This is a genomic window from Saccharopolyspora sp. NPDC050389, assembly GCF_040655595.1.
GTDB lineage: Bacteria > Actinomycetota > Actinomycetes > Mycobacteriales > Pseudonocardiaceae > Saccharopolyspora.
Genome location: NZ_JBFAKG010000082.1, coordinates 6,519 through 27,556 on the forward strand (window position 1 = coordinate 6,519; position 21,038 = coordinate 27,556).

The following is a 21,038-nucleotide window of genomic DNA, read 5'->3' on the forward strand; positions in this document are numbered from 1 at the left end:
AGTCTTTTGGGCTGCTATGACAACCCAAAAGACTCACGGCCCCGGCAGGCTCAGTGCCAGGTGAGCTCCGCTCGCTCTCCCCAGTAGGTCGCGGCGTCGCGGGCCAGCGGCCGGAGCGCGGCGAGGTCCTGATCGGTCAGTTCCACCCGGCAGGCCGCCAGGTTCGACTCCAGCTGCTCGACGCTGGCCGCGCCGACCAGCACCACGTCGGCCCACGGCTGGCGCAGCACGTGCGCGAGCGCGATGGCGTCGGTCCCCACGCCGTGCCGGTCGGCCACCTTGGCGAGCGCCGCCGGCGGATCCACCGCGAGCCGCCCGTTCGCCAGGGTTTCCTTCACCAGCACCCGCCAGCCGCCCGTGTGCGCCTCGGCCAGGAACCGGCCCGCGGACGGCTCCAGGGTGTTCCAAGTGGACTGCACGGCGCTGAACAGCTGCCGCCCGCCCACCTCGATCTCCCAGGCGCGCTCGATGGTTTCGCCCTGCGCCGCGCCGCTGGTGGAGAAGCCCAGCTGCACCCCGGCGTCCCGGATCCGGGCCAGCTCGTACTGCAGCGCCAGGTCGTCGAACAGCGGGCTGCTGGTGGTGAGCGAATGCACCTGGTAGAGGTCGATGCGGTCGCCGAGCAGCGTCCGGGTCTCCGCCCACTGGGTGCGCAGGCGTTCCACCGAGTGCTCCTTAACCTCGTGCACCTCGGTCTCGATGCGCCACTGCGCGACGTACGCGTAACCCCACTTGCTGGACACCGCGACGTCCTGGTGGCCGCGTTCGCGCAGCCAGTCCGCGAGGAACTGCTCGGCGCTGCCGTAGGAACGGGCCGTGTCCACCCAGCGGATCCCGTTGGCGTACGCGGCGTCGAGCACCGTCCGGGTGCGTTCCCGCATCGCCTGCGCGGTGCGCTGCACGGGCAGCACGTCGGCGCGACCGACGTTGATGTAGGCGGGCCTGCCGAGCGCGGCGAGGCCGAGTCCTAGGCGCTGTACCGATTGTTGCGCTGGGAACATGCCTGGAACCTAACCGCTGTCGGCCCGCCGCACAGCTCGGGACCGCCACCCACGGCATGGGTGGCGGCCCCGACTGCTCCTTACAGGTACTGGCCGGTGTTGGTGGCCGTGTCGATCGCTCGGCCGGATTCCTGGCTCTTCCCGCTGACAAGGGTGCGGATGTAGACGATCCGCTCGCCCTTCTTGCCGGAGATGCGGGCCCAGTCATCCGGGTTCGTGGTGTTGGGCAGGTCCTCGTTCTCGGCGAACTCGTCGACGATGGCGTCCTGCAGGTGCTGCACGCGCAGGCCCGGCTGGCGGGTCTCCAGCACCGACTTGATGGCCGCCTTCTTCGCCCGGTCCACGATGTTCTGGATCATCGCGCCCGAGTTGAAGTCCTTGAAGTACAGGACTTCCTTGTCGCCGTTGGCGTAGGTGACCTCCAGGAACCGGTTCTCCTCGGTCTCGGCGTACATCCGCTCGACCGTGGTCTGGATCATCGCCTCCACGCACGCCGACTTGTCGCCGCCGAACTCCTTGAGGTCTTCCTCGTGGATCGGCAGTCCCTTGGTCAGGTACTTGGAGAAGATGTCCTTCGCCGACTCCGCGTCCGGACGCTCGATCTTGATCTTCACGTCCAGTCGCCCCGGCCGCAGGATCGCCGGGTCGATCATGTCCTCGCGGTTGGAGGCGCCGATGACGATGACGTTCTCCAGCCCTTCGACACCGTCGATCTCGCTGAGCAGCTGCGGCACGATGGTCGTTTCCACGTCGGAGGAGACGCCGCTGCCGCGGGTCCGGAAGATCGAGTCCATCTCGTCGAAGAACACGATCACCGGGGTGCCCTCGGAGGCCTTCTCCCGCGCCCGCTGGAAGATCAGCCGGATGTGCCGCTCGGTTTCGCCGACGAACTTGTTGAGCAGTTCGGGGCCCTTGATGTTCAGGAAGAAGGACTTCGCGTGACCATCGTCGTCGCCGCGCGCGGCGGCCACCTGCTTCGCCAGCGAGTTGGCGACGGCCTTGGCGATCAGCGTCTTGCCGCAGCCCGGCGGGCCGTACAGCAACACGCCCTTCGGCGGCCGCAGCTGGTACTCGATGTAGAGGTCGGAGTGCAGGAACGGCAGCTCCACCGCGTCCCGGATCTGCTCGATCTGGCCGGCCAGCCCACCGATGTCCTGGTACCCGACGTCCGGCACCTCCTCCAGCACGAGGTCCTCGACCTCGGCCTTCGGCACCACGTCGTAGGCGTAGCCCGCCTTGCTGTCGATCAGCACCGAGTCGCCGGCCTTCAGGCCGGACGCGGCCAGCGGTTCGGTGACCCACACGACGCGTTCCTCATCGGTGTGGCCCAGCACCAGCGCGCGGGGGCTTTCCCCGGCGCCGCTGGACAGGAGCTCCCGGAAGGTGCAGACCTCACCGGTTCGCTCGAACGCACCAGCCTCCACCACCGTCAGGGCCTCGTTGAGGCGCACTGACTGGCCCAGTCTCAGTTCCTCCGTCTCGACGTTGGGCGACACCGCCACCCGCATCTTGCGACCAGACGTGAACACGTCGACCGTGCTGTCCTCGTAGCCGCGCAGGAAGACCCCGTAACCGCTGGGGGGCTGCGCGAGCCGGTCGACTTCTTCGCGCAGCGCCATCAGCTGGCCCCGCGCTTCCTTCAGGGTCTCGGTGAGCTTGGCGTTCCGTTCGGTGAGCTGACTCACTCTCTCGGATGCCTCGGCCAGCCGCTTTTCCAGCAACCGGGCCTGTTGGGGAGACTCGTTGAGCCTGCGGCGCAGCAGTGCAACCTCGTCTTCCAGGAGACGAATCTGGCTGCGGAGTTCTGCGGAGCCACCGCTGTACTGCTCGCCGCCCTCCTCAGGCCGGCTGCCGGGACGGTCGTGCTGCATGTCGGCACCCTCCTCCCGTGCTCGTACCACCACGGTACCGGCGATCACCGACGACGGCGGCGTCGTTGATGCCCGCCGGATCGCCCAGCGTGCCACAAAAATCCGCGAATACCCATGAGGTGGGCCAGGTTGATGCCCGCGGGTCGCGTTTCGGCCGGGCCGGGCGGACACGTTGCGTTGGCGATCATGGTCCGTTCGATACGTTCCCGATCGGACTACGCGGCCCGGCGAGCACCGGTTTTCCGTTGCGCCACGCGGATCGGGGCGCTCGGCGGACATCCGGGTTAACCGATCCGGCAACCGGGTGGCGTTGCGGTCCTCCGGCCGCGAGCACACCCGGCACTTCTCCCATCATTTGGAACAACTGCGCCGGGAGCCACTTCCGCCCGGCGAATTCCCCATGACGATTGGGTGCCGAAAAGTCCACTCCGTGCATCCCGCGCCGCGGGCTCTGATCTACTTACGGCCGCCGCAAGCAGCAACGCATCACTCCCGGGAGGAGCCATGACCTATCCGCCGCAGCAGCCTGGACAGGGCGGGTGGGGCCAGCAACCCACGGGCAACGGATTCCCTCAGCAGGGTCCGCCGGAAACCCCGCAGCAGCAGCCCGCCTGGTACGGCAACCAGCACACCGGATGGGGCCAGCAGGGACCGGATCAGCCGCAGCAGGCGCCCATGGCCCCCCAGTGGGGCAGCGAGTTCGGCCCCGGTTCCTGGATCCAGGAACCCAACGGCTTCGCCGACATCGAGCCGCCGCAGCAGAAGAAGTCGAAGCTTCCGCTGATCCTCGGCCTGGTCGGGGCGCTGGTCGTCCTCGCAGGCGCCGGTGTCGGGGTGTTCTTCTGGCTGAACAGCGGGCCCGGCGAGGCCCGGCCGGTCGCGCAGGAGGTCGTCCAGAAGGTCAACGCCGGCGACTTCAACGGCGTGAGCGGCCTGTTCTGCGAGTCCAACAAGGCGGAGCTGAGCAAGGCGATGGACCAGCTCAGCCAGTGGAAGTTCAGCGTCAAGCTGGGCGAGGTGACCGAGCGTGGCGACCAGGCCACCGCAAAGTTGACCGGAACCTACGAGGCCGACGGATCGTCCACACCGGTGGACCAGACGATGGGCCTGGTCGTCGAGGACGGGACCTGGAAGGTCTGCCAGCTCGACCAGTGAGCCCGCAGCACGAGAATTTCAAAACGGGGGAGGACCCATGACGTACCCACCGCAGCAGCCGCCCGGGCAGGGCGGCTGGGGGCAGCAGCCCGGCGGCCAGTACCCGCCGAGCGGTGGCCAGCCGCAGCAGGGCTTCGGCGGCCAGCCGGGCGGCGCCTACCCGCCCAGCGGCGGCCAGCCCCAGCAGGGCGGCGCGTACCCGCAGAGCGGGCCGCTGCCGCAGCAGGGCTTCGGCCAGCAGCCCCCGTACCCGCCGCAGGGCGGCGGCTTCGGCCAGCCGGGCTTCGACGCGCCGAAGAAGAAGTCCCCGCTGCCGTGGATCCTGGGTGGCGTCGGCGGCCTCCTCGTGATCGGCCTGGTGATCACCCTGGTGATCGTCTTCACCGGCGGCCCCGGCGACCCCCGCAAGGTCGCCCAGCAGGGCATCGACCTGGTCAACGCCAAGGATTACGCCGGCCTGCAGCCCCTGTCCTGCAAGAAGGAGCAGGAGGACTTCCAGCAGTTGGTGGACAACCTCGAAGGCAAGGGCGGCGAGTTCGACGAGCTCAAGGAATTCGGCGTCAGCGACGCCGACATCCAGAAGCTGATCGACGGCATGAAGGTCGAGATGAAGCTGGGCGAGGTCAAGGACAACGGCGACAACACCGCCACGGCCCACGTCACCGGCACGATGAGCATCACCGCTGACGTCGAGATCATGGGCCAGAACGTGGCCGACATGATCCCCGACCAGCAGATCGACGAAGAGATGAAGATGGTCGTCGAAGACGGCTCCTGGAAGTTCTGCTGATCGAAGCCTGAACGCGAAAAGGCCCGCCCCGATCGGGGCGGGCCTTTTCGCGTTCAGCCCTTGCTGGGGCGGCGTTGGACTCGGGGAGGGGTTACTCCGTCCGCCAGGCGGCGGGTCGTCAGCAGGAACGCCGTGTGCGCCACCATCCGGTGGTCTGGGCGGACCGCCATGCCCACCACGTGCCACGGGCGCAGCAGCGTTTCCCAGGACTGGGGTTCCGTCCAGTTCTGCTGCTCCCGGATCGCTTCCGTGATCCGGGACAGCTGGGTCGTCGTGGCCACGTAAACGACCAGGACGCCGCCTGGGAGCAGCTTCTCGTGGATCTTGTCCAGGACGTCCCACGGCGCGAGCATGTCGAGCACCACCCGGTCGACCGGGTCGCCGTCGTACTCCTGGACGTCGCCCAGCTGCAGCGTCCAGTTGTCCGGCTTCTCACCGAAGAAGCGCCGCACGTTGCGCTCAGCGTGCTCCGCGTGGTCCTCGCGCACCTCGAACGACGTCACGCTGCCCTCGGGGCCGACCGCGCGCAGCAGGGAGCAGCTCAGCGCGCCCGATCCGGCACCGGCCTCCAGCACCCGCGCGCCCGGGCGGATGTCGCCCCACATCAGGATCTGCGCCGCGTCCTTCGGGTAGATGACCTGGGCACCGCGCGGCATGGACAGCACGTAGTCGGCCAGCAGCGGCCGCAGCGCCAGGAACGAGGTGCCGCCCGCCGAGGTCACGACCGAGCCCTCCGGCTTGCCGATCAGGTCGTCGTGCGCCAGGGCACCGCGGTGCGTGTGGTACTCCCCTCCCTGCTCCAGGACGACCGTGTACTTCCGGCCCTTCGGGTCGGTCAACTGAACCCGGTCGCCGGGCTGGAACTCACCGCTGACGGTGCTGCTCAACTGCTGCCTACCTTCTGAAACGCTGGTACAGCGCACCATCGTCGCAGAAGGCTTCCGACTCACCCGCGACGGGAGCGCAGCGCGTTGCGGAGGTCTTCGCGGCGCAGGACGCCGCTGGGCCTGCCTTCGCTGTCGACCACGAGGAACTGCCAGGCCAGCACCGACTGCACTCGCTCCAGGATCGAGTCCGGGGTCTCGCTGTCGAGCAGGATCGTGTCCGGGTCGACCGGTTCCGCCGCTCGCTCGGCCGGTTCGTTCGGCGCGTGCGTGGCCAGGCGTTCCGCCGCGGTCTGGTCGAGCAGCCCGACCGCGATGCCGTCGGCTCGCACCAGCACCACGCCTCGCCCCGCCGCCGCCATCAGCGCATCGCCCACCGGGCTCTCGGCCGGGAGTTGCAGGACCGGGCGCACCAGGTCTCCCAGCGCCAGGCCTGCGGGCCAGCGCTTGCGCTGTTCGGCCGCGTGCTCCGCGCTCGCACCGGCCACCACGAACCACGCCATCAGCACGCACACGCCCAGCCGCAGCCACTGGTCCTGGGCGTTGTTGAGCAGGCCGATCAGCGCCCAGCCGATCAGCACCGCCGCCACCGCTCCCGCGCCGATCACGCCCGCCGTGGTGCCTGCGGCGCGCTTGCCGGTGAGCCGCCAGGTCAGCGCCCGCAGCATCCGGCCGCCGTCCAGCGGCAGGCCCGGCAGCAGGTTGAACACCGCCACCGCCAGGTTCGCCACGCAGGTCTGCGCGACCAGCAGCCAGATCGCGCCGCCGGGCACCAGCGCGAACCAGCCGATGCCGGTGGCCAGCGCCAGCACCATCGACACCGCGGGCCCGGCGGCCGCGATCAGGCCCTCCTGAGTGGGTTTCGGCGGCGTCCGGGAGATCTCCGACAGGCCGCCGAGCAGGAACAGGCGCACCCGCCGCACCGGCAGCCCCAGACGCAACGCGACGATGCAGTGCCCGAGCTCGTGCAGCAGCACCGAAACCGCCAGCAGCACGGTGAACACCGCCGCCAGCAGCGCGCTCTCCCAGATGCCCGCGCCCGGCAGGATCCGGCCCACCAGCGGCGTGTAGAGCAGCACGATCAGCGCCGCCCCGAGCCACCACGACGGCGACAGCAGCACCGGCACTCCGGCGACGCGGCACAGCAGCAGGCCGCCGTCGTTCAACTTGGGCCGGGCGGGCGGGGACGCGGTCGACGGCATGCACGCAGGGTAGTGCCCCACCCGTGAGGCGGTCGTGATCCTGCCGGGGGTGATCGCGTGTCGGTCGGCTCGATTAGGGTTTCGGGCCATGGCGGAACCTGCGCAGGCGACAGGCGGGACACTCCAGGACGGCAGGCCCAGGCGGCCGGCGCTGTCCCCGTCCCGCGCGAGCGACTTCAAGCAGTGCCCGCTGCTCTACCGGTTCCGCGCCGTGGACCGGCTGCCGGAGACGCCGAGCAAGGCGCAGGTGCGCGGCACGGTGGTGCACTCGGTGCTGGAGCGGCTGTTCGGGCTGCCGACGGCCGATCGCGATCCGGCGCAGGCGCGGGCGCTGCTGCAGCCGGCCTGGGACGAGCTGCTCGCGCAGCAGCCGGAGCTCGGCGAGCTGTTCGACGGGCCCGACGATCCCGAGCTGGCGGGCTGGCTGGAGTCGGCGAACGCGCTGCTGGACGCCTACTTCGAGCTGGAGGACCCGCGCCGGCTGGAGCCGGAGGCCTGCGAGCTGCGGGTGGAGACCGAGCTCGATTCCGGGGTGCTGCTGCGCGGGTTCATCGACCGCGTCGACGTGGCCCCGACCGGCGAGATCCGGCTGGTCGACTACAAGACCGGTGCCGCGCCGCGGGAGATCGGCGAGGCCAAGGCGATGTTCCAGATGAAGTTCTACGCCCTGGTGCTGTGGCGCACCCGCGGCGAGATCCCCCGCCAGCTGTTGCTGATGTACCTGGCCAGCAAGCAGCGGCTGGCCTACACGCCGGACGAGACGGAGCTGCGCCGCTTCGAGCGCACCCTGGAGGCGATCTGGCAGGCGATCCTGCGAGCGGGCAAGACCGGTGACTTCCGGCCGAACCCCAGCCGGCTGTGCGACTACTGCGACCACAAGCCGCTGTGCCCGGCCTTCGGCGGCACCCCGCCGCCCTACCCGGGCTGGCCGGAACCCGACCCGGGCCCGGAATCCGTCCTCGACCGAACCGACTGACCAGGCGAGGGGCACCCGCGCGACGCACGGCTGCCCCTCCGCTCAGTCCTCGTAGGGGTCGTAGTTGGCGGCGGTGCCGAAGTCGCCGGCCTGGGTCGGGTCGATGATCGCGAAGCGGCCGCCGGTGGGATCCCGGAGGACCGCGACGCGGCCGATGCTGGAGTCGTACGGGTCCACCCGGACACGGCCGCCGAGGGCGATCGAGCGGCGCACCAGCTCGTCGGTGCCGACCTCCGCGTCGACGCCGAGGTAGAGCAGCCAGTGCGGCTTGGTGGACTCCGTGATGAAGTCGCGGATCATGCTGACCCGGGCGCACACCGATTCGTCGCCGAGGTACCAGACCGAGTAGTCCGAGCGGTGCTCGGTGCCGAACTGCTCGGCGTTGTAGCCGAACAGCTCCTGGAAGAAGTTGTCCGCGGTCTGCGCCTTGATGGTGACCAGCTCGGCCCACATCAGCGTGCCCGGCAGCCCGACGTCGAACTGCCAGGACTCCTCGGGCTCCAGCAGCCCGAACTCGGCGCCGGCCGGCCCGACCAGCACCGTCTTGGCGCCCAGCCCGGGCACCTGGTTGCGCGGCACGGTCACCGTCGCGCCCAGCGCCACGGCCCGCTCGGCGAAGGCCTCGCAGTCCGCGGTGGCCAGGTAGAGCCGCCAGCTCGACTGGTCACCGGAGGCGGCGCGCAGGCTCGCCACCGGAAATCCCTCGCGCATGGCGATCACGTGTTCGCCGGAGACCGGATCGCGATGGGTTTCGTACGTCCAGTCGAACAGCCCGGCGTAGAACTCCTGGGCACGCTCGAGATCCGTGGTGATCAGCTCTATCCAGCAGGGCATCCCCTCGTAGAGCTCCCACCGCGGCGGGGTAGTTCCCGGTACCACGACGGCCATTTCCTCACCCCCAGCGGCTCGTCCAAGATCGTCTCGGCTCCATTATCCGCAACCGGCACGGCCGACTTGGGGCACTCAGATCACAATCCGGTGGAGCAACCAGACCTATCGGACAAACCCGCAAAGGATGCGACGTTCACCGGAGCACGGACGAAAACGCCACGTCCACCCGTTCCAGCCTCGCGCGGCGCGGACCGAGTGGACGTGGCGTTCGCCTGAACAGAGCAGCGCGTTGACAAGGCTGTGGCGCGGCACGGGTGCTTTTGAAGCGGCGCAGCCGCTTAGTCCACCCTCGCAACCGGCACCGCCGCGGGTTCTCAGACAGTGCCCACCCCGCCGGGGTTCTTGGCGAGGACAGCCCCGATGCCGCGTATTGGACATACGTAAGTCGGGGATCCCACAGTCCAGACGGCGGCCGTAACTCCCGCAGGGGGCCGCCACCCGCACCGCCACGCAAAAAGAGCCTGGAAACAGGTTCTAGAGGCGGCAGGCCCTGATGTCCGAGGACAGGATCGCCTTGGCGCCGACTGCGGCGAGGCGGTCCATGATCGCCGGGGCGTCCTTGCGGGAGACCATCGCTCGCACCGCCACCCAGCGGTCGTCGGCCAGCGGCGACATGGTCGGCGACTCCAGGCCCGGCGTCACCTTGGTGGCGTCGTCGAGCAGGTCGCGCGGGCAGTTGTAGTCCAGCATCACGTACTGCTGGGCGAACACCACGCCCTGCAGGCGGGCGACGAGCTGGTTCTTGGCCTGCTCCTCGTCCGAGCCGCGGCGCTCGATCACCACCGCCTCGGAGTTGCAGATCGGTTCGCCGAAGGCGACCAGGCCGTGCTGGCGCAGCGTGCGGCCGGAGCCGACCACGTCGGCGATGGCGTCGGCGACGCCGAGCTGGATGGAGATCTCCACCGCGCCGTCGAGCCGGATGACGTCGGCCGTCACGCCGTGCTGCGCCAGGTCGTCGGTGACCAGCTTCGGGTAGGACGTGGCGATCCGCTTGTCCTGCAGGTCCGCGACGGTCCAGTCGCGCTGGCCAGCCGGAGCGGCGTAGCGGAACGTGGAGCCGCCGAAGCCGAGCGCGAGCCGCTCCTCGACCTGGGCGCCGGAATCGCGGGCCAGGTCGCGGCCGGTGAGCCCCAGGTCGAGCTCGCCGGATCCGACGTAGATCGCGATGTCCTTGGGGCGCAGGAAGAAGAACTCGACGTCGTTGGCGGTGTCCAGGACGGTGAGGTCCCGCTGCTCATGGCGCTGCCGGTACCCGGCTTCCGCGAGCATCTCGGATGCCGGACCGGCCAGCGTGCCCTTGTTGGGCACAGCCACACGCAACATGGGACTCGATCTCCTCGGTTATTCCTGGGTTGGGTTCACAGGTAGCGGTAGACGTCCTCAAGGGACAGTCCGCGCCCCAGCATGATGACCTGCAGCCGGTACAGCAGCTGCGAGATCTCCTCCGCGAGCTGTTCGTCCGATTCGTACTCGGCGGCGATCCACACCTCGCCTGCCTCTTCGATGACCTTCTTGCCCTGGGCGTGCGCCCCGGCGTCGAGCGCGGCCACCGTCGCCGAGCCCTCCGGGCGGGTCCGGGCTCGATCCTGCAGTTCGGCGAACAACTCGTCGAAGGTCTTCACGGTCCACGATCCTTGCATCCCGGGCCGCCGACATCGAAGGCGGACCGCTCGTTTGCGGGCTTAATCACGGCGCGTCACCCGTCGGACACCTCAGTGGAACCCGGTGGTCGCCTCCAGCGCCGCGCCGAGCGTGTCTTTGATCATGGCCAGCGCGGCGCCCCGCGGGCTCGACCGGCCGCCGGAGACGGCGACCGTCCCGGCCTCACCGCAGTCGTAGCTCATCGCCTTCTCCGGCCCCAGCAGCGCACCGAACGTGCTCGCCGCGGGTTCGGCGCGCAGTTCGACGCGCACCAGGCCCGGCTCGTCGCGCTGCGCGCCGGCGACCTGCCGGAGCCGATGGCCGCCCGGCACCGGCGGCAGCGGTTCGCGGATCGGCTCCGCCGCGACCGCGACGTCCGCCGGGTCCCAGCCCCACAGCAGGCCGGTGATCAGCCGCAGCTTGGTCGCGGCGTCCTTGCCGGAGAGGTCTGCGGTGGGATCGGCCTCGGCGATGCCGTGCCGCTGGGCATCGACGACCGCGCCGGCCAGGCCGTGACCTGCGGCGATCCGGTCGAGGACGAAGGTCGCGGTGCCGTTCGGGCAGCCCTCCACTGCGCGGACGTCGAAGCCGCGCAGCACCGACCGGGCCAGGTCGCCGGCGGGCATCGCGGCGCCGGTCGCCCCGGAGATCCGCACCGACCGACCGGCCCGGCGCGCGGCCTCGTCGAGCTTCCGCCAATGCGTGAGCAGGTGCGACTTCGTCGCGGTCACGACGTGCGCGCCCTGCTGCAACGCCTGCAGCGCGTCCAGCGCGGGCTGATCGCTGCCGTCCGACGGCACGGCCTGCGCCAGCACCCGGGCGCCGGTGAGCAGTTCGCCGATCTCGCCGGCGGGAGCCCACTGCCCGCGGGACGGCACGACGCCGTCCACCCGGACCTGCGAATCCCGGCCGCGGACGGCGACGACGTGCAGGTCGACGCCGTACTCGTCGCGCCAGCGCGCGCGGTGCCGCCGGATCAGCTCGACGTACTCCCGCCCCACCGGCCCGTACCCGGCCAGGACGATCGGCACGTCGATCATCACGCCGCCCGGGCGAACAGCTCACCGAGGGCGGCGAAGTCCACGTCCGCCAGCGAGTCGCGCAGGACCCGGTGCGGGCCGGGCTGCAGCGGCACCTCGCAGGGGATGGCGATCACCAGGCAGCCGGCGGCCTCGGCCGCGGCCACCCCGGTCGGCGAGTCCTCGATCGCGACGCACCACGCCGGGTCGACGCCGAGCAGCCGCGCGGCCTTCAGGTACGGCTCGGGCTCGGGCTTGTTCTTGCCGTCCACCTCGTCGCCGCAGACCGTCACGTCGAACGAGTCCCGGCCGAGAGTTTCCAGCGCCAGCTCGGTCAGGGAGCGAATCGTGGAGGTCACCAACGCAGTGGGGATGCCCAGCTCGCGGGCCTCGCGCAGCGCCTCCCGCGCGCCCGGCCGCCACGGCAGGCCCAGCTCGAACAGCTCCTCCATGCGGGCCGCGACCCACTTCGCCGCCGCGTCGACCTCCGCAGTGCTGACTTCTTCCGGAACGCCCGCGATCCCGACGTCGACCAGCAACATCCGCATGCTGCGCGTCATGTTGGAGCCGACCATCGCCTCCCTGGTCGCGTCGGTGAGCGCGCCCCCGCGATGCCTTGCGTAGTCGTCCAGCGCGATGGTCCACAGCTTCTCGGAGTCGACGAGCGTGCCGTCCATGTCGAACAGCACTGCGGCGGGCGAGTTCTGACCGGCGTCGCGGGTCACGCAGGGATCTCCGTTCCGGGATGAGGTATGGACCAGGCCTCCACAAGTACAGCACCCGACGTCCGGCCTCCCCCAGCGAAAGTGTTCAATCCCTCGTCGTCCCGCCCCACCGGCCACGATCGGAGCAATCGTCGGCCGGCCCAACGCCGGCGAGCCGCCAGAACAGCGAGTGGCGAAACCGCCGGGTCAGGTGTTGAAGTACTTGGCCTCCGGGTGGTGGGCGACGATCGCGTCGGTGGACTGCTCCGGGTGCAGCTGGAACTCCTCGGACAGCGTCACGCCGATGCGTTCCGGCCGCAGCAGCCCGACGATCTTGGCGCGGTCCTCCAGATTCGGGCAGGCGCCGTAGCCGAGGGAGAAGCGGGCGCCGCGGTAGCCGAGCCGGAAGAACTCCTCCACAGTGGACGGATCTTCGGCCGCCACCGGAACGCCGGAGGCGAACAGCAGCTCCTGGCGGACGCGGCGGTGCCAGTACTCCGCGAGCGCCTCGGTGAGCTGCACGCCGAGGCCGTGGATCTCCAGGTAGTCGCGGTAGGCGTTGCGGGCGAACAGCTCGTTGGCGTAGTCCGCGATCGGCTGGCCCATCGTGACCAGCTGCAGCGGCAGCACATCCACCTGCCCGGACGCCTCGGCGCGCTCCCGCGAGCGGAAGAAGTCCGCGAGGCACAGGTGCCGGTCGCGAGCCTGGCGGGGGAACGTGAAGCGGCAGCGCTCCGGCGCGTCCGCCGCGTCCTGGTCCAGCACGACCAGGTCGTCGCCCTCGGACACGCACGGGAAGTAGCCGTAGACCACCGCCGCGTGCTGCAGGATCCCCTCGGTGGCGAGCTGATCCATCCAGTACCGCAGCCGCGGCCGACCCTCGGACTCGACGAGTTCCTCGTAGGACGGGCCGCCCTTCGCGCCGCGCAATCCCCACTGGCCGAAGAACGTGGCCCGCTCGTCCAGGTAGGCGGAGTATTCGCCGACCGGCACGCCGCGCACCTCGCGGCCGCCCCAGAACGGCGGCGTGGGCACCGGAACGTCGGCGGCCACGTCCGAGCGGCTCATCGGCGCGGGTTCCGCCGCCGCCTTGCGCTTCTCGGCGATCCGCAGCGACCGCTCCCGGCGGGCCTTGCGCTCGGCCTTCTTCGCCTCCTCTACCTGGTCCGGGACGACCACGCCGCCGCGCTTGCGGGCCATGATGGAATCCATCAGCCGCAGCCCCTCGAAGGCGTCCCGGGCGTAGCGCACCTCGCCGCGGTAGAGCTCGTCGAGGTCACTCTCCACATAGGACCGGGTCAGCGCCGCGCCGCCGAGCAGCACCGGGTACTTCTCGGCCACTCCCCTGGCGTTGAGCTCGGCCAGGTTCTCCTTCATGATCACCGTGGACTTCACCAGCAGCCCGGACATGCCGATGGCGTCCGCGCGGTGCTGCTGCGCGCTGTCCAGGATCGTGCCGATCGGCTGCTTGATGCCGAGGTTGACCACGTTGTAGCCGTTGTTGGACACGATGATGTCGACGAGGTTCTTGCCGATGTCGTGCACGTCGCCCTTGACCGTGGCCAGCACGAGAGTGCCCTTGCCGCCGGCGGAGTCCCGCTCCAGGTGGGGCTCCAGGTAGGCGACGGCGGCCTTCATCACCTCGGCGGACTGCAGCACGAACGGCAGCTGCATCTGCCCGGAACCGAACAGCTCGCCGACGACCTTCATGCCGGCCAGCAGGTTCTCGTTGATGATCTCCAGCGGCGGCTTCTCGGCCATCGCCGCGTCCAGGTCGGCTTCCAGCCCGTTGCGCTCGCCGTCGACGATCCGCCGCTCCAAGCGCTCGAACAGCGGCAGCGCCGCGAGTTCCTCGGCCCGCGTTGCGCGGCTGGACTTCGCCGTCTGGCCCTCGAAGAGCTCCATCAACCTCTGCAACGGGTCGTAGCCCTCGCGGCGTCGGTCGTAGACCAGGTCGAGCGCGACCTGCCGCTGCTCGTCCGGGATCTTGTTCATCGGCAGGATCTTCGAGGCGTGCACGATCGCGGTGTCCAGCCCGGCATCCCGGCACTCGTTGAGGAACACCGAGTTCAGCACCTGCCGCGCCGCAGCGTTCAGTCCGAAGGAGACGTTCGAGATACCAAGCGTGGTGCGGACTTCCGGGTGCGTGCGCTTGAGATCGCGGATCGCCTCGATGGTCTCGGCGCCGTCCCGGCGCACCTCCTCCTGGCCGGTGGAGATCGGGAACGTCAGGGTGTCGATGATGATGTCCGACTCCGCCATTCCCCAGTTCGAGGTCAGGTCGTCGATCATCCTGCCCGCGACCCGCAGCTTCCAGTCCCTGGTTCGGGCCTGGCCGTCCTCGTCGATGCACATCACCACGACCGCGGCGCCGTGCTCGCGGACCAGCTCCATGACGCGGCGGTAGCGGGAGTCCGGGCCGTCGCCGTCCTCGTAGTTGACGGAGTTGACCACGCACCGGCCGCCGAGGCGTTCCAGCCCGGCGCGCAGCACCGGCGGCTCGGTCGAGTCCAGCATCACCGGCAGCGTCGAGGCGGTGGCCAGCCGCGCGGCCAGCTCGGCCATGTCGGCGGCCCCGTCGCGGCCCACGTAGTCCACGCAGAGGTCGATCAGGTGCGCCCCGTCGCGGGTCTGCGCCTTGGCGATCTCGACGCAGCCGGTGTAGTCGCCTGCCAGCATCGCCTCGCGAAAAGCCTTGGAACCGTTGGCATTCGTGCGCTCGCCGATCACCAGCACCGACGCGTCCTGCGCGAATGGCACGGCCTGGTACAGCGAGCTGACGCCCGGCTCCGGCCGCGGCTCGCGCGACGGCGGCGCCAGGTCGCGCACCGCCTCGACGACCTGGCGGATATGCTCGCCGGTCGTGCCGCAACAGCCGCCGACCAGCCGGGCTCCGTAGTGCGTGACGAACTCGGCGAGCGCCTCGGCCAGCTCCTCCGGGGTCAGCGGGTAGACCGCGCCGTTGGGGCCCAGCTGGGGCAGCCCGGCGTTGGGCATCACCGACAGCGGCACCCGCGAATGCTTGGCCAACTGCCGCAGGTGCTCGCTCATCTCCGCCGGGCCGGTCGCGCAGTTCATCCCGATCAGGTCGATGCCCAGCGGCTCAAGCGCGGTCAGCGCGGCGGTGATCTCGGTACCGAGCAGCATCGTGCCGGTGGTCTCCACGGTCACCTGCGCGATGATCGGCACCCGCCGCCCGGCCCGCGCCATGCCGCGCTTGGCGGCCAGCACCGACGCCTTGGTCTGCAGCAGGTCCTGCGAGGTCTCCACCAGCACCGCGTCGATCCCGCCATCGAGCATGCCAAGGGTCTGCTCCTCGTAGGCGTGGCGCAGCGCCTCGAAGGTCACGTGCCCCAGCGTCGGCAGCTTGGTGCCCGGCCCCATCGCGCCCAGCACGAACCGCGGCTGCTCGGCGGTGCCGAACTCGTCGGCGCATTCCCGGGCCAGCCGCGCGCCGCGCTCGGCCAGTTCGCGGATGCGCTCGGCGATGCCGTACTCGCCGAGGTTGGCCAGGTTCGCGCCGAAGGTGTTCGTCTCGATCGCGTCCGCGCCTGCCGCCAGGTAGCCGCGGTGCACGTCCCGCACCACGTCCGGGCGGGTGGCGTTGAGGATCTCGTTGCAGCCCTCCAGGCCCGCGAAGTCGTCGAGGCCCAGCGGCACCTCCTGCAGCATGGTGCCCATCGCGCCGTCGGCGACGAGAACCCGGCGCTCCAGCGCCTCCAGCAGCGGTGACCAGGGAGAATGCGGCATACCGACCAGCGTACGAGCGGCGCCCAACTGGATTCCCACAGTGTGGTACAGGGTTCTCACGATCGCACGGGTTCGCGCGCGTTTCGGTGGTGGTGTGGGGGTGCAGCAGGGCGGGTCGTTGTCTTTGAAGCGGCGCAGCCGCTTAGCCCACCCTCGCAACCGGCACCGCCGCGGGTTCACGGTGCCCACCCCTCCGGGGTTCTCCCAGCGAGGACAGCCCCGACGTGGTGAATTGGCATTCATGATGTCGGGGATCCCACAGCGAGAAGGCGACGGTAAATCCCGCAGGGGGCCGCCACCCGCACCGCCACGCAAAACGACCCCTGGAAAACTCAGATCAGGCCGCGGTGCTGCAGGTAGCGGAACACCGCGATGCCGGGGAGGACCGGCAGCCAGTAGGTCAGCAGGCGGGAGATCAGCACGCCGGTGATCGCCGCGGTGGCCGGCACGCCCATGGCGCCGAGGCCCGCGATCAGCACCGCCTCGACCGCGCCCAGCCCGCCGGGCGAGGGCACCAGGTGGCCGAGGGTGTTGCCGATGATGAACACGACCGTCACGGCCGTCCAGGAGAAGTCCGGGTGGAGCGCGGCCAGCGACGCGGCCAGGCCCAGCCCGGACACCACGAGGTAGCCCAGCGCGCCGCCGAAGAGCTGGAGCGCGCGGACCGGGTGGCGCAGCGTCTCCAGCAGCTCCCGACCGACCTCCAGCGACGGCGCGACGATCCGGCGGCGGCCGAACGGCGAGGCGATCACGGCCGCCGCGACCACCACGACCGCGGCGGCGCCGGCCAGCACCGGCCAGCCGGTCGGGATCGACAGGTTGGTGAACGTGCCGGACAGGCCGATCGCGAACACGCCGATCACGGCCACGACGAACGCCACCGCCCCGGTGCCCGCCTGGTTCAGCAGCGTCGCCCCCACCGCCAGCGGCCGCCGCAGCCCGAGGCGCTCCATGTAGACCACGTTGATGCCGAAGAACCCGGCGCCGCCGGGCGTGGTGCGCCCGGTGAACGCGGCCGCCATCTGCACCAGGAACGTTCGCCAGAACGGCAGCGGGATCCGGCTGGAGCCCTGCACGGAAATCGACGACAGCAGGATCGCCACGAAGCCGGTCACCACCGCCACCGCCAGCCAGCCCCAGTTGGCGTGCTGCACCGCCGTGAGCACCGCGCCCATGCTGGACAGCTCCGGGAGCAGCAGGTACACCGCAGCGGCGATGAGCAGCAGGCCGATCACGGTGATCGGGCGGACCGGCGAGCGGAAGCCCGGGATCGGCAGGCCCAGCCCGTCCGCCAGGGTTTCGCGCAGCTCGGCCAGCAGGAAGCGGCCACGCTCCGCCTGGCTACTGATGCGCCGCGGCAGCGCCAGCGGCACCAGGTTCCGCAGCGCCGCCGCGAGCTGCTCGGCCGGCAACGCCCCGATCGCGCTTCGCACCGCGCGCTCGGTGCCGACCACCGCGGCCAGCGACACCAGCGCCTCGGCCAGGTCCTGGGCGCAGCGCGCCGCGCCGGCTCCCGCGTGGCTGAACGTGAAGCTGAGCAGCCAGGGCCGGTTCTCGTCGTCCACCAGGATGTTCTTCGCGCGCAGGTCGTGGTGGGCGATGCGGGCCCGGGCCAGGGCCGCGAACTGCGCCCAGATCGCCGCCAGCAGCTCGTCGTCGATCTCGTCGGCGCGCAGCTCCGACAGCCGGCGCCCGGCCACGTGGCGGACCACCAGCAGCGCGGGCGCGTGCTTGACGTCGCAGGCCAGCACGACCTGCGGGGTGCGCACCCCGGCTCGCTCGGCGAGCAGGGTCACGTAGGCCTCGTGCTCCACCTCGTGGTGCGGCGTCGACAGGCTCGGCTCGTCCTCGACGTCGAGCAGCGTGAGCAGGCGCTTGATCTTGTACCAGGGCCCGGCGCGGCGGCTCATCCGCCGCACCACCTTCACCCGCAGCGTCCACCCGTCCGTGGTGCCCACCGCGAACTCCCGCGGCACCAGCAGCCGGTGCCGCAGCGCGACGATCCAGGTCGGTTCCAGCCCGGCCAGCTCCAGCTCGCTCAGGATCACCTGACCGGAGACCTTCCGTCCCGGCGCGCCCCAGACGACGTGGCAGAGCATGCCGACGCCCCAGCCCAGCAGCGCGCCGCCGACGGCGTCCAGCGGCAGGTGCCCGCCGAGGTGCACCACCGCCACCCCGACCAGCACGGCCAGCGCCCACCCGAGGTACCGCGCGGCTCGGCCCAGGTAGGGCGTGGCGACCACCGCCAGCACCGTCACGATGGCCACTTCGCCCGCCGGGAACGGGAAACCGCCCGGCGGCCCGGGGAACGGCACGGGCACCGGGCGCACGCCCAGCACGTGGTGCATGAGCACGGCCAGGCCCCAGGTCGCCGCGCCCGACGCCGCGAACAGCAGCGCCACCCGGATCCAGCCGCAGTACATCGCCACCGCGGTGGCACCGGCGATCCCGGCCCAGCCGCCGACCCAGATCAGCACCACCCACAGTGGATCGGTGATCGCCGGGATCCGTTCGAGCTGCTGGTAGATCGCGAGCTCGACGGGATTGGCGGGCACCAGGACCAGCAGCACGCTCAGCGTGAGCAGCCCGCCGACGAGGGCCAGCTGAGCGAGGTCCTTCGGGCGGCGGCCGATCGACAACCGCAGCCGGGACTTCGGGGATATCCCGGTCCCCTCGCTCGATGACGATGCGGTGCTGTCCACTGGTTGGATTGGATTCCCTCGGCCGCTGACACCCACGGTGACTTGGGTAAAGGGTCTGGCCCGGGAAACCTCACGTCAAACCGGGGACGAAGATCGGTCCAGAATGGCTTGCGCGGCGGTGCGGGTTGAATCCTGCACCGCGAGCGGCTGCCGCCGCTTGCACAAACCAGATGTCGCGGTGTTCGCGAGCGGCGGATGATGTTCGACAGGGACGTCGGGCGCTCGCGTCGGCGTGGCGTCGTAGGCTGGCGCCGTGACCGATCGCGACGCACACATCACCGGACAACAGCGCGCCGAACTGCCCAAGCTGACCGACCCGATCGTCGTCAGCGCCTTCGAGGGCTGGAACGATGCAGGCGACGCCGCCAGTTCCGCGATCGAGCACCTGCAGCTCATCTGGGACGCGGAGCCGCTGAGCGAGGTGGACCCGGACCCGTACTACGACTTCCAGGTCACCCGCCCCACGGTCAAGCTGGTGGACGGCATAACCCGCCAGGTCTCCTGGCCGACCACGCGGCTGACGGTCTGCCGCCCGCCCGGCTGCGATCACGACGTGGTGCTGGTGCACGGCATCGAGCCGAACATGCGCTGGCGGGCGTTCTGCGCCGAACTCGTCGAGCAGATCGAGCGGATCGGGGCTCGCACCGTGGTCACCCTCGGGGCGCTGCTCGCGGACGCGCCGCACACCCGGCCGGTGCCGGTGAGCGGGGCGGCTTACGACACCGAATCGGCGGCCCGCTACGGGCTGGAGCGCTCCCGCTACGAAGGCCCGACCGGGATCGTCGGGGTGTTCCAGGACGCCTGCGTGCAGGCCGGGATCCCGGCGATCTCGTTCTGGGCGGCGGTGCCGCACTACGTGTCGCAGCCGCCGTCGCCGAAGGCCACGCTGGCGCTGCTGCACCGGGTCGAGGACGCGCTCGACGTCGAGGTGCCGCTGGGCAACCTGCCCGAGCAGGCCGAGGAGTGGGAGCAGACCGTCAGCGAGATGGCGGAGGAGGACGAGGACGTCCGCAACTACGTCCGCGCGCTGGAGGAGCGCGGGGACGCCGAGGTCAAGCTGACCGAGGCCAGCGGGGACGCGATCGCGGCGGAGTTCGAGCGCTACCTGCGCCGCCGCGGCCCGGGCGGCCCCGGTGGCAAGGGCCCGCTGGGCCCCGGCCCCGGCTGACCGGCGCCTTCGCGGCCGTTGGCGACAAATGGACTGGACCTTGACGCGCGCAATGGTCTAGTCCATTTTTTGTTGTGCCCCAGATCACTTCCAACGGATCGGAGCACTTCCATGCCACGGATGCGCACCGCGCTCGCCGCACTGGTCGGCCTGGTCGGGCTGACGCTGCCCGCCACGGCGGCGGCCGCCCCCGAACCCGCCGCGCCGGACATCCCGGCCCACGCCCTGGTCGGCTACCTGCACGCCAGCTTCGCCAACGGCTCCGGCTACGTGCGCATCGCCGACGTGCCCGCCGAATGGGACGTCATCGACCTCGCCTTCGCCGAACCCACCTCCCCGACCTCCGGCCAGTTGGAGTTCAACCGCTGCCCGGCCGCCGAATGCCCGAACGTCGAGACCGACGAGGAGTTCATCGCCGGGATCAAGGCCAAGCAGGCCGAGGGCAAGAAGGTGCTGCTGTCGGTCGGCGGCGCCAACGGGCAGGTGCGGCTGGAGAACGCGGGCGCGCGCGACGCCTTCGTGGCATCCGCCGCCGCGATCATCGACCGCTACGGCCTCGACGGCATCGACATCGACTTCGAGGGCCACTCCCTGGAACTCGCCCCCGGCGACACCGACCTGAAGAACCCGACGACGCCGGTCGTGGTCAACCTGATCGCCGCGCTCCGGGCGCTGAACGAGCGCTACGGCCCGGACTTCGTGCTGACCATGGCGCCGGAGACGTTCTTCGTCCAGCTCGGCTACCAGCACTACGGCGGCGGCACCGGCGCCGACCCGCGCGCGGGCTCGTTCCTGCCGGTGATCGACGCGCTGCGGGCGGACCTGGACCTGCTGCACGTCCAGAACTACAACTCGGGCCCGATCATGGGCCTGGACGACCAGTACCACACGACGGGCACCGCGGACTTCCACGTGGCGATGATCGACATGCTGCTGACCGGCTTCCCGCTGGCGAAGAACCCCGACAACGTCTTCGCGCCGCTGGCGCCGGAACAGGTCGCGATCGGCCTGCCCGCGGCCAACCCGGCGGGCAACGGCTTCACGCCGGTCGCGGAGGTCCACAAGGCGCTCGACTGCCTGCGCGCGGGCACCGGCTGCGGCCCGTACCAACCGCACGGCACCTATCCGGCGCTGCGTGGTCTGATGGCGTGGTCGATCAACTGGGACGCCTACCACGGCAACGAGTTCGCCAAGGCCCACGACGCCTACTGACGCGTTGGGCGCCTTCCACTCAGCCGCGGTGGAAGGCGCCCGTCGCCCGGTTCAAGATCGCCGAATCCGGTG

16 protein-coding genes are annotated in these 21,038 nt (G+C 70.7%); 5 read left to right on the forward strand and 11 right to left on the reverse strand.

All coding sequences use genetic code 11. The features are described from left to right. Positions 1-50: 50 nt before the first annotated feature. Together AB0I53_RS37560 and arc are read right to left on the reverse strand one after the other, a co-directional pair. A complete protein-coding gene (locus AB0I53_RS37560) occupies positions 51-1,001 on the reverse strand; it encodes an aldo/keto reductase (protein ID WP_358613737.1) in 951 nt (316 codons plus the stop codon). Positions 1,002-1,081: 80 nt separating this feature from the next. Continuing rightward, a complete protein-coding gene (gene arc, locus AB0I53_RS37565) occupies positions 1,082-2,872 on the reverse strand; it encodes a proteasome ATPase (protein WP_358613739.1) in 1,791 nt (596 codons plus the stop codon). Positions 2,873-3,376: 504 nt separating this feature from the next. Here arc and AB0I53_RS37570 point away from each other — a divergent pair. Both AB0I53_RS37570 and AB0I53_RS37575 read left to right on the forward strand, forming a co-directional pair. Next, on the forward strand, positions 3,377-4,027 hold the full coding sequence (locus AB0I53_RS37570; RefSeq protein ID WP_358613741.1) for a hypothetical protein: 651 nt from the start codon (positions 3,377-3,379) through the stop codon (positions 4,025-4,027). 37 nt (positions 4,028-4,064) lie between these two features. Further along, positions 4,065-4,817 (forward strand): hypothetical protein, encoded by a 753-nt coding sequence (locus tag AB0I53_RS37575; protein WP_358613742.1) that lies wholly within the window; start codon positions 4,065-4,067, stop codon positions 4,815-4,817. A 53-nt stretch (positions 4,818-4,870) separates the two neighbouring features. On the opposite strand, the gene AB0I53_RS37580 is transcribed toward AB0I53_RS37575, so the two are convergent. Both AB0I53_RS37580 and AB0I53_RS37585 read right to left on the reverse strand, forming a co-directional pair. Continuing rightward, positions 4,871-5,704, reverse strand: a complete 834-nt coding sequence (locus tag AB0I53_RS37580) for a tRNA (adenine-N1)-methyltransferase (RefSeq protein ID WP_358613744.1) — start codon at positions 5,702-5,704, stop codon at positions 4,871-4,873. Between the two features lie 59 nt (positions 5,705-5,763). Further along, complete coding sequence (locus AB0I53_RS37585; RefSeq protein ID WP_358613746.1) at positions 5,764-6,903, reverse strand: site-2 protease family protein; 1,140 nt, start codon at positions 6,901-6,903, stop codon at positions 5,764-5,766. Positions 6,904-6,991: 88 nt separating this feature from the next. Between AB0I53_RS37585 and AB0I53_RS37590 the strand changes: the two genes are divergently transcribed. Further along, positions 6,992-7,879 (forward strand): RecB family exonuclease, encoded by an 888-nt coding sequence (locus AB0I53_RS37590; protein WP_358613748.1) that lies wholly within the window; start codon positions 6,992-6,994, stop codon positions 7,877-7,879. A gap of 42 nt (positions 7,880-7,921) precedes the next feature. Here the strand turns inward: AB0I53_RS37590 and AB0I53_RS37595 are convergent, their stop codons facing one another. The 7 genes from AB0I53_RS37595 to AB0I53_RS37625 all read right to left on the reverse strand — a co-directional run bounded on the left by AB0I53_RS37595 (position 7,922) and on the right by AB0I53_RS37625 (position 18,586). Further along, positions 7,922-8,767: a VOC family protein gene (locus AB0I53_RS37595; RefSeq protein WP_358613750.1), complete on the reverse strand. Its 846-nt coding sequence runs from the start codon at positions 8,765-8,767 to the stop codon at positions 7,922-7,924. A 477-nt stretch (positions 8,768-9,244) separates the two neighbouring features. Further along, complete coding sequence (hisG, locus tag AB0I53_RS37600) at positions 9,245-10,093, reverse strand: ATP phosphoribosyltransferase (RefSeq protein WP_358613752.1); 849 nt, start codon at positions 10,091-10,093, stop codon at positions 9,245-9,247. Positions 10,094-10,128: 35 nt separating this feature from the next. After that, entirely contained in the window at positions 10,129-10,392 is a 264-nt protein-coding gene (locus AB0I53_RS37605; protein WP_358613754.1) for a phosphoribosyl-ATP diphosphatase, read from the reverse strand. 90 nt (positions 10,393-10,482) lie between these two features. Continuing rightward, the gene (locus AB0I53_RS37610) at positions 10,483-11,451 is read right to left on the reverse strand and encodes a homoserine dehydrogenase (protein ID WP_358613756.1); all 969 of its coding nucleotides are present in this window, start codon (positions 11,449-11,451) and stop codon (positions 10,483-10,485) included. Continuing rightward, positions 11,451-12,155 carry an HAD family phosphatase gene (locus AB0I53_RS37615; RefSeq protein WP_358613758.1) on the reverse strand — a complete coding sequence of 235 codons (705 nt, stop codon included), beginning with the start codon at positions 12,153-12,155 and terminating at the stop codon, positions 11,451-11,453. Before AB0I53_RS37615 ends, AB0I53_RS37610 begins: the two co-directional genes overlap by 1 nt. Before the next feature lie 186 nt (positions 12,156-12,341). Next, positions 12,342-15,884 (reverse strand): methionine synthase, encoded by a 3,543-nt coding sequence (gene metH, locus AB0I53_RS37620; protein ID WP_358613760.1) that lies wholly within the window; start codon positions 15,882-15,884, stop codon positions 12,342-12,344. A 332-nt stretch (positions 15,885-16,216) separates the two neighbouring features. Next, complete coding sequence (locus AB0I53_RS37625; RefSeq protein WP_358613762.1) at positions 16,217-18,586, reverse strand: lysylphosphatidylglycerol synthase domain-containing protein; 2,370 nt, start codon at positions 18,584-18,586, stop codon at positions 16,217-16,219. A gap of 253 nt (positions 18,587-18,839) precedes the next feature. On the opposite strand from AB0I53_RS37625, the gene AB0I53_RS37630 reads away from it, so the two are divergent. Together AB0I53_RS37630 and AB0I53_RS37635 are read left to right on the forward strand one after the other, a co-directional pair. Continuing rightward, on the forward strand, positions 18,840-19,754 hold the full coding sequence (locus tag AB0I53_RS37630) for a PAC2 family protein (protein WP_358613764.1): 915 nt from the start codon (positions 18,840-18,842) through the stop codon (positions 19,752-19,754). A gap of 120 nt (positions 19,755-19,874) precedes the next feature. Beyond that, a complete protein-coding gene (locus AB0I53_RS37635; protein WP_358613766.1) occupies positions 19,875-20,966 on the forward strand; it encodes a chitinase in 1,092 nt (363 codons plus the stop codon). Positions 20,967-21,038: the final 72 nt, after the last annotated feature.